17 protein-coding genes are annotated in these 12,918 nt (G+C 43.7%); all 17 read left to right on the plus strand.

Going from position 1 to position 12,918, the window contains the following annotated elements:
• Positions 1 to 74: 74 nt before the first annotated feature.
• The 17 genes from MUCPA_RS16835 (at position 75) to MUCPA_RS16915 (ending at position 12,875) form a co-directional block, all read left to right on the plus strand.
• Positions 75 to 764, plus strand: coding sequence for a conjugal transfer protein TraI (locus tag MUCPA_RS16835; protein ID WP_157543929.1), 690 nt, complete (start codon positions 75 to 77; stop codon positions 762 to 764).
• Complete coding sequence (locus MUCPA_RS16840; protein WP_008508006.1) at positions 751 to 1,419, plus strand: hypothetical protein; 669 nt, start codon at positions 751 to 753, stop codon at positions 1,417 to 1,419. Before MUCPA_RS16835 ends, MUCPA_RS16840 begins: the two co-directional genes overlap by 14 nt.
• Entirely contained in the window at positions 1,406 to 2,047 is a 642-nt protein-coding gene (locus tag MUCPA_RS16845; protein ID WP_008508008.1) for a hypothetical protein, read from the plus strand. The genes MUCPA_RS16840 and MUCPA_RS16845 overlap by 14 nt, the downstream gene beginning before the upstream one ends.
• Positions 2,047 to 3,273 carry a conjugative transposon protein TraJ gene (gene traJ / locus MUCPA_RS16850; RefSeq protein ID WP_008508009.1) on the plus strand — a complete coding sequence of 409 codons (1,227 nt, stop codon included), beginning with the start codon at positions 2,047 to 2,049 and terminating at the stop codon, positions 3,271 to 3,273. The genes MUCPA_RS16845 and traJ overlap by 1 nt, the downstream gene beginning before the upstream one ends.
• 48 nt (positions 3,274 to 3,321) lie before the next feature.
• Positions 3,322 to 3,936, plus strand: coding sequence for a conjugative transposon protein TraK (gene traK / locus MUCPA_RS16855; RefSeq protein ID WP_008508010.1), 615 nt, complete (start codon positions 3,322 to 3,324; stop codon positions 3,934 to 3,936).
• Positions 3,933 to 4,154, plus strand: coding sequence for a hypothetical protein (locus MUCPA_RS16860; RefSeq protein ID WP_008508011.1), 222 nt, complete (start codon positions 3,933 to 3,935; stop codon positions 4,152 to 4,154). Before traK ends, MUCPA_RS16860 begins: the two co-directional genes overlap by 4 nt.
• A 30-nt stretch (positions 4,155 to 4,184) precedes the next feature.
• Entirely contained in the window at positions 4,185 to 5,288 is a 1,104-nt protein-coding gene (locus MUCPA_RS16865) for a conjugative transposon protein TraM (RefSeq protein ID WP_008508012.1), read from the plus strand.
• A 39-nt stretch (positions 5,289 to 5,327) separates the two neighbouring features.
• Positions 5,328 to 6,323, plus strand: coding sequence for a hypothetical protein (locus MUCPA_RS16870; protein ID WP_008508013.1), 996 nt, complete (start codon positions 5,328 to 5,330; stop codon positions 6,321 to 6,323).
• Positions 6,324 to 6,384: 61 nt separating this feature from the next.
• Positions 6,385 to 6,564: a hypothetical protein gene (locus MUCPA_RS16875; protein ID WP_008508014.1), complete on the plus strand. Its 180-nt coding sequence runs from the start codon at positions 6,385 to 6,387 to the stop codon at positions 6,562 to 6,564.
• Between the two features lie 562 nt (positions 6,565 to 7,126).
• Positions 7,127 to 7,744, plus strand: a complete 618-nt coding sequence (locus MUCPA_RS16885) for a hypothetical protein (RefSeq protein WP_008508016.1) — start codon at positions 7,127 to 7,129, stop codon at positions 7,742 to 7,744.
• Between the two features lie 80 nt (positions 7,745 to 7,824).
• Entirely contained in the window at positions 7,825 to 7,953 is a 129-nt protein-coding gene (locus tag MUCPA_RS39275; RefSeq protein WP_008508017.1) for a hypothetical protein, read from the plus strand.
• Positions 7,954 to 7,957: 4 nt separating this feature from the next.
• Positions 7,958 to 8,128, plus strand: a complete 171-nt coding sequence (locus tag MUCPA_RS38295; RefSeq protein WP_008508018.1) for a hypothetical protein — start codon at positions 7,958 to 7,960, stop codon at positions 8,126 to 8,128.
• 4 nt (positions 8,129 to 8,132) lie between these two features.
• Positions 8,133 to 9,197, plus strand: a complete 1,065-nt coding sequence (locus MUCPA_RS16895; protein ID WP_008508019.1) for a DUF932 domain-containing protein — start codon at positions 8,133 to 8,135, stop codon at positions 9,195 to 9,197.
• 45 nt (positions 9,198 to 9,242) lie between these two features.
• The gene (locus MUCPA_RS16900) at positions 9,243 to 9,623 is read left to right on the plus strand and encodes a hypothetical protein (protein ID WP_008508020.1); all 381 of its coding nucleotides are present in this window, start codon (positions 9,243 to 9,245) and stop codon (positions 9,621 to 9,623) included.
• A gap of 289 nt (positions 9,624 to 9,912) precedes the next feature.
• Positions 9,913 to 11,724: a DUF262 domain-containing protein gene (locus MUCPA_RS16905; RefSeq protein ID WP_008508021.1), complete on the plus strand. Its 1,812-nt coding sequence runs from the start codon at positions 9,913 to 9,915 to the stop codon at positions 11,722 to 11,724.
• Positions 11,725 to 11,763: 39 nt separating this feature from the next.
• Positions 11,764 to 12,150, plus strand: a complete 387-nt coding sequence (locus MUCPA_RS16910) for a GIY-YIG nuclease family protein (protein ID WP_008508022.1) — start codon at positions 11,764 to 11,766, stop codon at positions 12,148 to 12,150.
• 14 nt (positions 12,151 to 12,164) lie between these two features.
• Positions 12,165 to 12,875 carry a hypothetical protein gene (locus MUCPA_RS16915; protein ID WP_008508023.1) on the plus strand — a complete coding sequence of 237 codons (711 nt, stop codon included), beginning with the start codon at positions 12,165 to 12,167 and terminating at the stop codon, positions 12,873 to 12,875.
• Positions 12,876 to 12,918 lie beyond the last annotated feature (43 nt).

Raw genomic sequence — 12,918 nt, forward strand, 5'->3', positions numbered from 1 at the left:
ATTAATGTGCCCCCTTTAGGGGGTAAGGGGGCCTTTTTATGAAAAACTCCGAAGTCTTAACCAATCTAGATGATATGAATGCAATAAAAAAATATATGGTGATCCTGCCATTATCGGCCATAACGCTGTTTGTGGCCTTACCCAAAGAGGCCAATGCGCAGATCGCAATCGCCGAGGTCATTAAAGCGGCCATCACCAAAGTGATCAAAGCGATAGACCTGCAAATACAGCGCTTGCAGAATCAAACGATCTGGTTGCAGAATGCGCAAAAAACGCTCGAAAATACTTTATCCAAAACCAAATTGGGTGAGATCAGCGACTGGACACAGCAGCAAAAAGACCTGTTCAGCAAATATTACCAGGAATTGCAGGAGATCAAATCGGTCATTGCCATGTACGAGCGGATCAAAGAAATGACCGAAAAGCAGGCCGCGGTGGTCAATTCCTATCATCATGCCTGGGCATTGTTACAGCAGGATAAACACTTCAGTCCCGATGAACTCAATTATATGGCCAAGGTGTACAAGGGGATCTTAGAGGAAAGTGTAAAGAATGTGGATGAACTGTTGTTAGTGGTCAGCTCATTTAAAACGCAAATGACCGATGAAAAACGGCTCGAATTGATTAACGCTTCGGCAAATCGCATTGACACCAATTACAGCGACCTGAGGCAATTCAACGCGCAAAACGCCCTGCTCAGTTTGCAAAGGGCCAAAGATGAGAACGAGGTCATCACATTAAAAAAGTATTATGGTATTCAGTAAGCTGATCAAGAGCTCCCCCTTCAGGGGGTTGGGGGGCCTCTGCTTTATGCTTTTTATTTGCTGTTTTCAGCCTGCACAGGCTCAAACATTCTCTGAATGGTGGTTCCAGAAGAAAACGCAGATCAAATACCTGGGCTTGCAAATAGCGGCATTAGAGCAATACGGCAGTTATGTAAAGCAGGGATACAATATTGCTCATAATGGGTTGAGAGCCATTTCAGGGTTTACCGGGGATGAAAAGAACCTGCACAGCATCTATTACAATTCACTAAAAACGGTGAACCCGGCGATCAAAGATAATCCGCAGGCCGCTGCCATTGCAGCCTATGCTTCAGCCATTCCGTCGCAATTTGACCGGCTAAACACCTTAAACGGTTTGGATGCGGGCAGCCGCAAATACATTGCATCGGTCAAAAACAATCTACTGGCCGAATGTGATGCCGACATCACCGAACTGGAATTGGTCATGACTTCCGGCTATGCTGAAATGACGGACGATGAACGGCTGAAGCGGCTTGACCAGATCAGCCAAAGGATGAAAGACAAGTACGCCTTTACGATGACTTTTTGCAACCAGGTCAAAACGCTTTTACTACAGCGCAATGAGGATTCACAGAACACGCAAACATTAAGGAGGTACTATGGAATCAATTAAGATCAAGCCTGCAGGGCTTATTTGTCTTTGTATTGCTATTTTCTGCTTTGCGCCTCAACCGGCAAAAGCCCAATCCTATGAGATCCAGCAATTATTACTGGATGTTGAAAAGCTGTCCCAATTCAAAAGCATCCTTTCCGATATGGAACAGGGTTATGTCATGCTCAGCCAGGGCTACGGCACGGTCAAGAACATTGCGCAAGGCAACTTTAGTTTGCATGAGGTCTTTTTAGATGGCCTGATGGCGGTTAACCCGAACATCAAAAAGTATCAGCGGGTAGCGGATATCATCAGCGCGGAGAGCAGCATCCTTTCGGAATACAAGTCGGCCTATAACCGGGCCAAAGGCAGCGGCAGCTTCAGCGTACAGGAACTGGATTATTTGGGCAGTGTCTACAGCAACATCACCGGCCAGGCATTGCGTAATCTCGACGACCTGATGACGGTCATTACCGCATCAAAACTGCGAATGTCAGATGATGAACGCCTGCGGGAGATCGACCGCATTTATGCCGACACCTCCGATAAACTGTCATTCCTGCGGCATTTCAATAACCAAACCGCTTTGCTCCGCCTGCAACGGCAAAAGGAACTTAGTGACACACGAACGCTTAAAAACCTACAATAATGAAATTCAGTAAAGTAATCAAAAGCGCCCCCTTTAGAGGCTTGGGGGGCCTATTGTTTCTCCTGCTATTCCCACTTTTGAGCAAAGCGGATGGCCTGGCCGATGACTTGCAGGGAATGCAGCCTGTACTCGACAACGTGTACAGCCAGATGCTTCCGCTTTGCAGCCAGCTCATCGGCGCGGCCCGCGGTATCGCCGGGTTTGCGGCGCTTTGGTATATCGGCTCACGGGTATGGCGGCAGATCGCCACCGCCGAACCGCTCGACTTTTATCCTTTGCTCCGGCCATTCGCTTTGGGCATGGCGATACTGGCGTTCCCGGCGGTCATTGGCCTGATGAACGGTGTATTACAGCCGGTGGTCAGCGCAACGGGCAGCATGGTACAGAACAGCAATGCGGCCATTACCCAACTGCTCAAGCAAAAGGAAGATGCCGTTAAAAATTCATCAGCCTACCAAATGTACGTGGGTGATACCGGCAGCGGCGACCAGAGCAAGTGGTATAAGTACACCCACCCGGACGACCCGAACGGCGATAACCAGGGCTTAATCGATGGTATCGGCAACGATATTAAATTCTGGATGGACAAACAGAGCTACAATTTCCGCAACAGCATCAAGCAGTGGATGTCGGAGGTTTTAGAGGTGGTTTATGCCGCGGCTTCGTTGTGTATCAATACCATTCGCGCGTTTTTCCTGATCGTACTGGCCATATTGGGGCCGCTCGTATTCGGCCTGTCCGTCTTTGATGGTTTCCAGCATAGTTTACACCAATGGCTCGCCCGGTATATCAATATCTTTCTCTGGCTGCCCATCGCCAATATCTTCGGCAGCATTATCGGCAAGGTTCAGGAGAACATGCTGAAACTGGATATTTCGCAGATCCAAAGCCAGGGGGACACTTTCTTTAGTTCCACCGATACAGCTTACCTCATCTTTCTTTTGATCGGTATTGTCGGCTATTTCTCAGTGCCGACAGTGGCTAATTTCATCGTCCACGCGCATGGCGGCAACGGTATGTTGCAAAGAGTGAACAATATAGCGACGGGGACAACCAGCACGGTGATCAGCACAAGTGCAGCAGTTGGCTCAGCCACAGGTGAGCGAATGGCACAAGGCGCAAAAAACATCGCTAATGCGCCTGGCGACTTTATGAAAGGCTGGAATAGCGCAGGAGCCGGCGGCAGCAACCACCAGAAAGACCGGCTATCTGGTAAAAGCAGTTAACCAATTTATTCACTTTATAATTCCCCCTTTAGGGGGTTAGGGGGCCATATGTTCCAACAACTCAAAAACATCGACACCGCGTTTAAGCATATTAAACTGTTCAGCTATTTCCTGATTGCGGCTTGCGTGGCTATTTCCTGCTTTGCGGTTTATAAAAGCTACGAAAGTTCGGCCAACGATAAGGCGCATATTTATATCCTGGCCAATGGCAAAGCGCTGGAAGCATTCGCCGCAGACCGCAAAGATAATATCCCGGTAGAGATCAGGGATCATGTTAAAATGTTTCACCATTACTTTTTTAGTCTTGACCCGGATGATAAACAGATACAGGCGGGTATCACACAGGCGCTTTACCTCGCGGACGGCAGCGCCAAAAAAGCTTACGATGATCTGAAAGAGGCCAGTTATTTCAACAACATCGTGAGCGGCAATATCAGCCAGCAGATCAGGGTGGACAGCGTTCAGGTGGACATTAACCAATATCCCTTTTACTTCAAATGCTTCGCTACCGAAAAGCTGATACGCTCCACATCGACGATCAGCCGCAGCCTGGTCACGCAGGGCTATTTACGGAACGTCAACCGCTCGGACAATAACCCGCATGGCTTCCTGATCGAGAAATGGGAAACATTGGAAAACAAGGATTTACCTCAAAAGAAATGACCATGCAATTATTCAGCAAACAAAAACAAAGGGCAAGGCGGGAACGGCTGTTAAGCCAGGTCGAATTATCCATCAGCCGCAAACAAAAGCTAATAGCGGATGAACTCAACCGGAGGACACAGCATTGGAACCGGGCCTCAAAACTCATCCTGTTACTGGTCATCTGCACGGTATTGGGCGGGTTCAGCCTCTGGTTGCTTATCCAGGCATGTAATTAACCAAATGATAAACGCATAAACAAAAAAACAATGAAAGAACAAACGATCGAACAGCAACAGCAGCAGGAAAAGCTGAAAAAGTTTCTATTGGTGCTGCCCCTTCTTATCCTGCCTTTTATGACAATGGCCTTTTGGGCATTGGGTGGCGGCAAGGGCGGCGCGAATGAACAGGCTGCCCATTACAAGGGCATTAATACCGATCTGCCGGAAGCGAAATTCAATAAAGACCAGCCGCAGGATAAATTGAGCCTGTACGACCAGGCGGCAAGGGACTCGGTTACCGCAACCAGTCATTCTGCCAACCCGGTATTTACGTTAAAGCAAGACAGCAGCCGATCTGTTCTGCAGGGTCAAAGCACAGCCGATGCCAACGAGGTGAAATTGAGCCAGAAGCTGGCCCAACTGAAACAGGAGATCAACAAAGCGCCGGAACCTATGGTTACAGCCAATCAGGTAACGGCACCAAAACAGCAGCCGGTAACCAATACCGCAGATGTTGACCGCCTGGAAAACCTCATGAAAAACATGAATACCAAGAACGGCGACGATCCCGAAATGAAGCAATTGGAAGGCATGATCGACAAAATTATTCAAATTCAACATCCTGAAATGGTCGCGGCACAGCTACAGCAGCAGGGAAAACAGGCAAAACCGGCAACCGATAGCCTGTTTAAAGCGATACCCGCCATGATCGACGGTAACCAGAATGTGGCCCAAGGCAGCGCGGTCAAGCTGCGCTTGCAGGACACGGTTACCCTCAAAGGCATTACTCTGCCCAAAGGCTTTAACCTCTACGGCAATTGCGCCATTACCAACCAGCGGTTGTTATTGCAGATCAAAAGCATCCGGCTCGGCACATCCATTATCCCGGTTGATTTGACCGTCTACTATACGGATGGGATGCCGGGACTGCCTGCGCCGGAAGCCGAATTGGCCGATGCGGGCGGCAATGGGGCGGCAAACGCCGTGCAGAGCATGGAGTTTCTGCCTTATGATCAGTCCTTAACCACCCAGGTGGCCAGTGCGGGTATCAGCGCCGCCAAAACCCTGTTCAGCAAAAAGGTAAAAAGAATCAGGGTGAAACTGAAGGACGGAGAGGGAGTGTTACTGCGCAATAACCAGCCGGGGCACTAATAGTAACTACTGTTTTTTATCATTTAAATCATAAAGCACATGAATCTGAACAATCTGGAAGACCTTAAAAAAGAGGTCAAAGACTTAGGCTTTAATCCTAAAGTGGCCGATGAACTGGAAAAGAATATGAAGCCCTTACCGGGGCACTTTACCATCAAAGACCAGTTCCCTGGCGACCGGGGTGTAGTGGATATGACCCTGCATTTTCATAAATCAGGCCAGTCCGATACGTATAACCTGAATAAATATGAAGTGGCGTCCGGCAAAGTGCCGCCAACCGTAGAGAACCAGCAGTACATGGTACTAACGGAGAATAAAGACAACAAAGAAAAACCATTGGTGAGGACGTTTGAAAGCCCGAACGAAGCTATAGACTTCTTTAAGAAACAAAAAGGGAACAGCGAACTGGCATTGGGTGAAAGCCCCGACAGCAAACAGATCCTCGCCAGTAAGGAGAACGGGAAAGAAAACTATATCAACAAAGATTTCCGTTCGGCTTATTTCCGGCCCGCGATCAAGCAGACCTTCTATCTTAAAGACGGACAGGGCTTTAACGCGAGACAGGCCGCCAATATGGTGCAGGACCGCACCGTTTTCCGGGATAACATGATGACCCGTGACGGAGAACCCTATAAGGCTTGGGTAAGGCTGGACTTCGATCAAAAGAAAGATGACTGGGGCAACCACAGGTTCAAACAGTTCCATCACCCGACTTTCGGTTTCGACCTGGAGAAAACACTAAATGCCTATAAGATCAAAGAACTGGCAGACCCGGCTAAAAAATCAGAGATCATGGATGCCATGCGCCAGGGCGACCGCGTTCAGGTAACCGCGCTGAACAAGGAGAACAAAGAAGTCAAAGTGATGGCCGAGGCCGTTCCCCGTTACAGCAAGCTGGATTTCTTTAATGACAGCGGCGTAAGGCAAAAGCGGGAGCAGTTTGAAAAACCGCTCATCAATAACCTTTCACAAGGCCGGGGCCAGGGCAAAGGCAAGGAAAAAGAACTGGAAGAAAGCCGCGGGATGAAAGTCTGACCGCTTTAAACAGCCACTAATTAATCCATATAAATATCAGTAATCATTAAAATTAAAAATCATGAAAAACTATCAGGCATTGAAAGAACTGATCGCGGCTGCCGAAGCGGATGCCGTAAAATTCTATGAAAAAGGCAACAGCGCAGCCGGAACCAGGCTTCGTAAAGCAATGTTGCAGGTGAAAGCTCATTCGCAGGAAATCCGCAAGGAAGTAAGTGAAATAAAGCACCAAGCCGAATAAGTCATTATCATTACTAATGCAAAGCCACTCTTGAAAAAGGGTGGCTTTTTTTGTATCAGGTCAGCGGTACAGCCGCTTCATTTCGTTCCTACATTCAGTCGCTTCCCGCCTTTAAACGCACTGGCTCCGTTCCTGCGCCTGCCCGTTTTCTTTTTACGGCTTCGCTTTTTAAAGTCATCCTTTAAGTGCACTTCTTCGGCCTTTTATTAAACAAATTTCTGATCCGCCGGGCATATCGTCAAGCCCGAGCCCTGCGGGTTTTGTAAAAAAAATCTTCCTCTCATTTTTTCATTGGATGCCGCTATCGCGGCGGGTGTTGGAGAGCGTATTTTTTTTCCAAAAGGCTTGCCGTTATGCCCGGCTCTTTCAGGTGAGTTGCTTAATAAAAAGCCAGCGAGCGCTATGCGAGCAGCACTTAAAACAAAACGGATAAAAAGCAACGCAGTATGAAAGAGCCAAAAAACAAAGCCCCGCCACACAGACAAGTGCCGACCGCCGACCTGTCATCTCAATTAATCAGCAAGTACAGAATATCTATTTATACACATAAAAATTAAAAGTCATGAAAACTAAAGTAATCGGAAGCGATAAAGCTAAAAATAACAACGAAGTAAAAACCACTATCCGTCCAAGCTTAACAGGAAAGGAAGCCAAAAATGAAACCCTTAACGATAATGCCCCTGCCGATGTTCCGCAGAGTGAGGAAAACAATAACACCGAAACTACAGAGGTTAAGACCGGTAGCCCCGTTGCAGTGGATAACCAATCCGCTAACCTTGCAGATGCTCCCAAAGCCGAAGAACTGAAAACCGGCGCAGATCCACAACCACAGGTAGAGCCGACCAAAAAGGAGATCAAAGAGCAGTTGAATTTAAAACCTGTCTTTAACCTGGATGCAACGGTGAAACTGGTAAGTGAGTTAGGAAAGAAAATCACCCAAAGGGACAAGTTAAAAGCGACTATCGACAACCTCGACACCTTTACCATCGCATCTAACGAGGATGGCGATGTAACAGGCAGTAACAAATTTTACCGTTGCGAACTGGTGTTACACGACGATGCCGGTAACGAGTTTGTAACCAAGAACGCCTATATCATCGACCATGTAACGCAGTACGTTAACGCCCTTTGCGTAGAGAAACTGGCGGAGATCGAAGCAGAAATTGTAATCCCTGCTTAATTAATAAATGGGAACGCCCCCTGTAAGTGTAGCACAGGGGGCGTTATTTAAGACATTTTCTAATCTTAAAATCTACGGCAATGTTAGAGATTTTTATCGAATTGACCAACCAAATATTTTGGGATGGTTACGCCCAACAATTGGCACAGGAAAACCCCGCAGGGTTTCAAATGGAGTTTAACGATTTTCTTAATTCCTATCAATGCTAAAGTTATGCCGAACGACACCGTGTATTTATTCATTCAGGTAGTGGTAAATACGAAGCACAGAAACATACATGATGCCATACGGGAATTGCAGGACGATACCCGTGTGCGTGTCAGCAGCAACGCCAACGTGCAGGTACAGCAAATTAAGATCGTAGACTTATACACTAAAAATTAAAATCATGGCACACAACATTAATTATAACGAGCAGACACAAAAGCACAGCTTTTTTAGCGTCAAAGAGAAAGCATGGCACGGTTTAGGGCAAATTATCAGCGATTACCCGACCAGCGCAGAAGCCATTAAACATGCGGGATTAAACTATACCGTTGAAAAACGCCCCCTGTTTACCTATGATACAGAGAACTTTACAGGCGACCCCGCTACGGACATTATTATTCCTGAAATCGAAGTGCCTAATTATTTTGCCACCATCCGCACCGATACCGAGCAGGTTTTAGGCGTGGTGGGTAATGATTACGAGGTGGTGCAGAATGTGAACGTCTTTGAATTTTTTGACAATATCGTAGGTGGTAAAGATGGTATTTTATATGAAACTGCCGGGGCTTTGGGCAACGCGGGAGAGCGTATTTTTATTACAGCAAAGTTGCCTGATTATATAAAGGTCGGCAGGAACGACCTGATCGAGCAGTATATCTTTTTAACCACTTCGCATGATGGTTTCGGCAGTATCACCGCAGCGTTTACACCCATACGTGTAGTTTGCCAGAATACGCTTAACGCTGCTATGCGCAATCATAGCAATTCAATTAAGATACGCCACACCGCCAGCGCAAACGACCGATTAAAACAGGCGCATACGCTGTTAGGCATTACCAACCAATTGGCGGGCGAGTTGGAGCAGGTGTTTAATAAATGGTCAAGGGTGCGAATTACCGATAACGAGGTAAAAAAGCTGGTACAGGTAGCAATGGCACCCAATAAGGAAGTATTGCAAAGCCTGCAAAACGGCAGGCAGGACGAATTATCTACTACGTACAATAACATGGTGAGCAGTGTAATGGATTTTGCATTGACCCACCCGACACAGCAAGAAGCCACCACAAAAGGCACTTTGTACGGGGCGTACAATGCCGTTACCGGCTACTTTCAAAACGTGCGCAATTACAGGGACGATGAAAGTAAATTTAGGTCCATTATGTACGGCACAGGGCTACAGCGTAGCCAAACCGCATTCGACCTCTGCAATCAGTTTGCCAAACACGGTATCAAAGCATTGAATTAATTACACGGGGCAGCCCTTAAATTTTGCCCCTTAAATTTTACAACCATGAAATTATTAGCAAATTTTGATAATATCGCAAAAGCCAGGCTTTTGCATGATCTTTTTCCCGATGAAATACCCGCTCTTTTAGATGATATACAGGCGGTTTGTGCTAATTTTAAAGCCAATAAAGAAGCCTATGAAAAAACATGGGACTTCGGTTTGATGACTTTTGAGATGTGGCTATCGCTTGCGGAAAAGGCAACAACCGTTATTACTAAGTATCGCACACAAATGTGCAAAAGCAGTAAGGTATTTTCCGAGCAGTTGTTTCACGCTTATGATTATACGGTGATCTTTGTGAATGACCGCGTAGCGAAATACGCCTTAAAGTTGGATGAAAACAGCAAATTTAGAAAGGCCGTAGATTTGTTGTTTGACGCTTAAATGCTCCTAATACTGTTGAAGAGCCTTGTGTTTAAAAAGAAGAGCCTTGTGTTTAAAAATACAAGGCTCTTCTTTTTGAAATTTCTGGCTAAGTGCCTGATAAGTTCTGATATATGAATTTAAAATCTTGTTGCTATATCTTACAGAATCCTGTTTTCGCCTACTGTTTCCTTAAAAGAGGAGGGCGTTCTTGTTTAGGTCATAAATAATAGTGAAAATTATTAAAGAATGCTTAACAATGATAAAAAGGGGTTAATTTGCACGGTAAATCTTAAACCTATTACCGCACATGGAAATTAAAGCTGAAGTAAAATCAATTGAAAAGCTAAAGGATTATTTTTTCGTTGTCCCCGATTATCAAAGGGAATATGTATGGGCAGGCGATATTCATGTAGCGCGTTTTTTACAGGATATATCAGATGAATTTTCACCCACCGCCCGTAAACAAAGTAATTATTTTATTGGATCAACCATCATTGTAAAAAGGGAAGACGGGGCCTATGATGTAGTTGACGGGCAACAGCGTCTGACCACTATTGTGATTGCATTGTGTGCTATAAGGGATATTCTTAAAAATTTGGACGACCTGACAGATGAACTGGACACTGTAAAAAGTGAATTATACAAGGTGGTTAAAGAACTTTTGTATAAATACGACATCTCCACCAAAAAACATACACCCCGCTTATCTCTACAATATGAAGAAAGCAAGGATTATTTAAATAAATTAATCTCTGAAAAGTCATTCACGGATACCAAAACACCCTCTATTAGAAAGATGATTGAGGCATACGATACGGTTAGTGAGTATCTTATTGAATTAAAAGGCGATGATCCCGAAACCCTTTTAAATTTCATAAGCTATTTTCTGGCAAACGTGGAAATGGTAATCATTAGGCCGGATGATTTAGGTAGCGCACTGAAAATATTTGAAACAATAAATGAGCGTGGCGTAGGACTAAACGCGATGGACTTATTGAAAAACCTACTTTTCAGTCATGCAAAAGAGGATGATTTTGAAGTTATCAAAAATACCTGGCGTGAAATGCTTAAAGGCTTGGATGAAAGTAAAGAAGGTGATAAACCACTAAGGTTTTTAAGGTATTTTCTAATTGCTCGTTACCATAACGGTGTAATTAGAGAAGATGAAATTTATAAATGGATGATTTCATCTACAGGTAAGGAAAAAATCAAATATCAAAGCGATCCAATATCTTTTGTTAAGGAGCTGAAAGCTGCGGCTTACACTTATGCAAATTTTGTAAAGGCAACTAATTCATGGGATGCCGATAGTACATTTCCTAACATCACCGGGATCGGTTATTTAAGCAAAAAAACCTCAAGGCAGCACCTCGTCCTCTTAATGGCGCTGCCAGACAATATTTCCACCGAGATTACCAAACTATTAGCTAAGAATATTGAAAGCTTAGTGTTTTATTATGCGATTAACAGGACATTAACAAAATCCTATGAAGCCTTATTTGCAAATTGGGCTAATAAACTACGTTTGGTCAAATCATTGGATGATTTAAAAGCATTTTTAAATGATGATTTTAATAAGGAACTAACTGAACAACAGGCAAAGTTTGATGGTCAATTTTCTAATAAAAGTCAGGGTGATCTAAATCCGCAATATCGGATAAAGTACATTTTAGGCAAGGTAGAGGAGTATATCAGACAAAAAGTAAATTTCCCATCGGCGAATTTTTCGTTTTATCAAAGTCAGCAACTGGAGCATATACTTCCACAAACCGGAACTAATATACCAGAACAGGATTATCCGCAATCCTATGATTATAGCAATGCAGTTTACCGGCTTGGAAATTTAACATTATTGGAAGCGCCCATCAATCAAAGCCTTAATTACTCAAACGATATTTCATCTGATGAATGGTTTGTAGTGAAGCGAACAGCTTATCTAAATTCCAATATTCTGCTCACACGTACCTTTTCGCAGATTCAAATCGGTGAGCAGACTAAATTTAACGGATTTGCAACGGAAAGATTAAAATCATTCGACAGATGGAATACCCTGGCAATAAATGAGCGACAAGATATTTTAAAACGACTTATTCAGGATATCTGGAAGTTATATTTGTAAATCCCATTATAGCTGCTCCTATAAAAAATCGATTTGATTATGTCGGAAAATGAGATGATTGTTTGTCTATTCGATGAGTTGGTAAATGCAGAAAGTTATAATTTCCCGCCTAAAGGAAGAATGGACATTACTTATGCATTAGGAGTTTATATTATTTTTAACCAAGCAAGGACTGTAATCCATGTTGGCCGCTCCCTATCAGGAAAAAAAGGTATATGCCAGCGGTTAAATGATCATTTGGCTGGAAATTCATCTTTTGTTCGTGAGTTTCTAAATAGTGATAAAAACAACCTAAGAAATGGTTATACATTTAAGTTCATAGTGGTTGCCGATAACAGGACAAGGGCATTGTTAGAGTATTTCACTATTGGTAAATTATGTCCCTTGCATTTGGGTTTAGGTGTAAGCCGTAAACTATCTGTTTAATATGCGATTAAAATATGAATGAGAACTTAAACATGCCACTTAGGACGAAAATTTTGGAAATGGCCTTAAATATTGAGGACGCCATGACTAATATACTCCTTACATATTTACAAATTGACAAAGAAGGGACTAAGACGATGGGTAATAAAAGCACAAGTCTTTCTTTTAGGAATAAAATTGACCTGTTATTTGATCTTGACGTGCTCACTAAGGCTGAAAATGAACAGTTTTTATTATTGATGGAATTTAGAAATCAATTCCTACATAACATTCATTGTGCTTCTTTTCTTTACGCGGCAGAAGCACTGGGTATTGATAAGAGAAATAAACTATTAAAATTTGACGAAGCCGATTCCATAACAGACCCTGAAAATACATTAGAAAATGCTTTTACCAATCTATTTATTAACTGTTTGGATATTGTCTTATTAAAATATGAGATACGGCAAAAGTTCCTTTTTGACAAAAGAAAGATTGTTACCGATTTTGCCGAGTACAGCAAATTTATTTGGGAAAAGGATACGGAACTATTTGGGACAATTATAAATACCTGTATGCCGGTAGCGGGAGATACTAAGGAAGTTCTTATATTAAAGATGGCAATACATGATATAGTCGAAACGGGCACCGCTTCGCTAAATACCGATGAAACCTTTATGAAATTACAAAAGAACCTCAATGAAAGTATGAATAAAGAAAGAGTTAAATATTTCTTCACAAAATAAGATGAAATTAACAACCGTAATTATTTTACTGTAACATCATATC

The organism is Mucilaginibacter paludis DSM 18603 (assembly GCF_000166195.2).
GTDB classification, from domain to species: Bacteria; Bacteroidota; Bacteroidia; order Sphingobacteriales; family Sphingobacteriaceae; genus Mucilaginibacter; species Mucilaginibacter paludis.

Excerpts from the sequence above, each read along its gene's own strand:
- MUCPA_RS16885 (WP_008508016.1), top strand. The coding sequence starts at position 7,127 with ATGAAAACTAAAGTAATCGGAAGCGATAAAGCTAAAAATAACAACGAA.
- traJ (WP_008508009.1), top strand. The coding sequence starts at position 2,047 with ATGAAATTCAGTAAAGTAATCAAAAGCGCCCCCTTTAGAGGCTTGGGG.
- MUCPA_RS16875 (WP_008508014.1), top strand. The coding sequence starts at position 6,385 with ATGAAAAACTATCAGGCATTGAAAGAACTGATCGCGGCTGCCGAAGCG.
- MUCPA_RS16860 (WP_008508011.1), top strand. The coding sequence starts at position 3,933 with ATGACCATGCAATTATTCAGCAAACAAAAACAAAGGGCAAGGCGGGAA.
- MUCPA_RS16910 (WP_008508022.1), top strand. The coding sequence starts at position 11,764 with ATGTCGGAAAATGAGATGATTGTTTGTCTATTCGATGAGTTGGTAAAT.
- MUCPA_RS16835 (WP_157543929.1), top strand. The coding sequence starts at position 75 with ATGAATGCAATAAAAAAATATATGGTGATCCTGCCATTATCGGCCATA.
- traK (WP_008508010.1), top strand. The coding sequence starts at position 3,322 with ATGTTCCAACAACTCAAAAACATCGACACCGCGTTTAAGCATATTAAA.
- MUCPA_RS16895 (WP_008508019.1), top strand. The coding sequence starts at position 8,133 with ATGGCACACAACATTAATTATAACGAGCAGACACAAAAGCACAGCTTT.
- MUCPA_RS16915 (WP_008508023.1), top strand. The coding sequence starts at position 12,165 with ATGAATGAGAACTTAAACATGCCACTTAGGACGAAAATTTTGGAAATG.
- MUCPA_RS16870 (WP_008508013.1), top strand. The coding sequence starts at position 5,328 with ATGAATCTGAACAATCTGGAAGACCTTAAAAAAGAGGTCAAAGACTTA.
- MUCPA_RS39275 (WP_008508017.1), top strand. The coding sequence starts at position 7,825 with ATGTTAGAGATTTTTATCGAATTGACCAACCAAATATTTTGGGATGGT.
- MUCPA_RS16900 (WP_008508020.1), top strand. The coding sequence starts at position 9,243 with ATGAAATTATTAGCAAATTTTGATAATATCGCAAAAGCCAGGCTTTTG.
- MUCPA_RS16845 (WP_008508008.1), top strand. The coding sequence starts at position 1,406 with ATGGAATCAATTAAGATCAAGCCTGCAGGGCTTATTTGTCTTTGTATT.
- MUCPA_RS16865 (WP_008508012.1), top strand. The coding sequence starts at position 4,185 with ATGAAAGAACAAACGATCGAACAGCAACAGCAGCAGGAAAAGCTGAAA.
- MUCPA_RS16905 (WP_008508021.1), top strand. The coding sequence starts at position 9,913 with ATGGAAATTAAAGCTGAAGTAAAATCAATTGAAAAGCTAAAGGATTAT.
- MUCPA_RS16840 (WP_008508006.1), top strand. The coding sequence starts at position 751 with ATGGTATTCAGTAAGCTGATCAAGAGCTCCCCCTTCAGGGGGTTGGGG.
- MUCPA_RS38295 (WP_008508018.1), top strand. The coding sequence starts at position 7,958 with ATGCCGAACGACACCGTGTATTTATTCATTCAGGTAGTGGTAAATACG.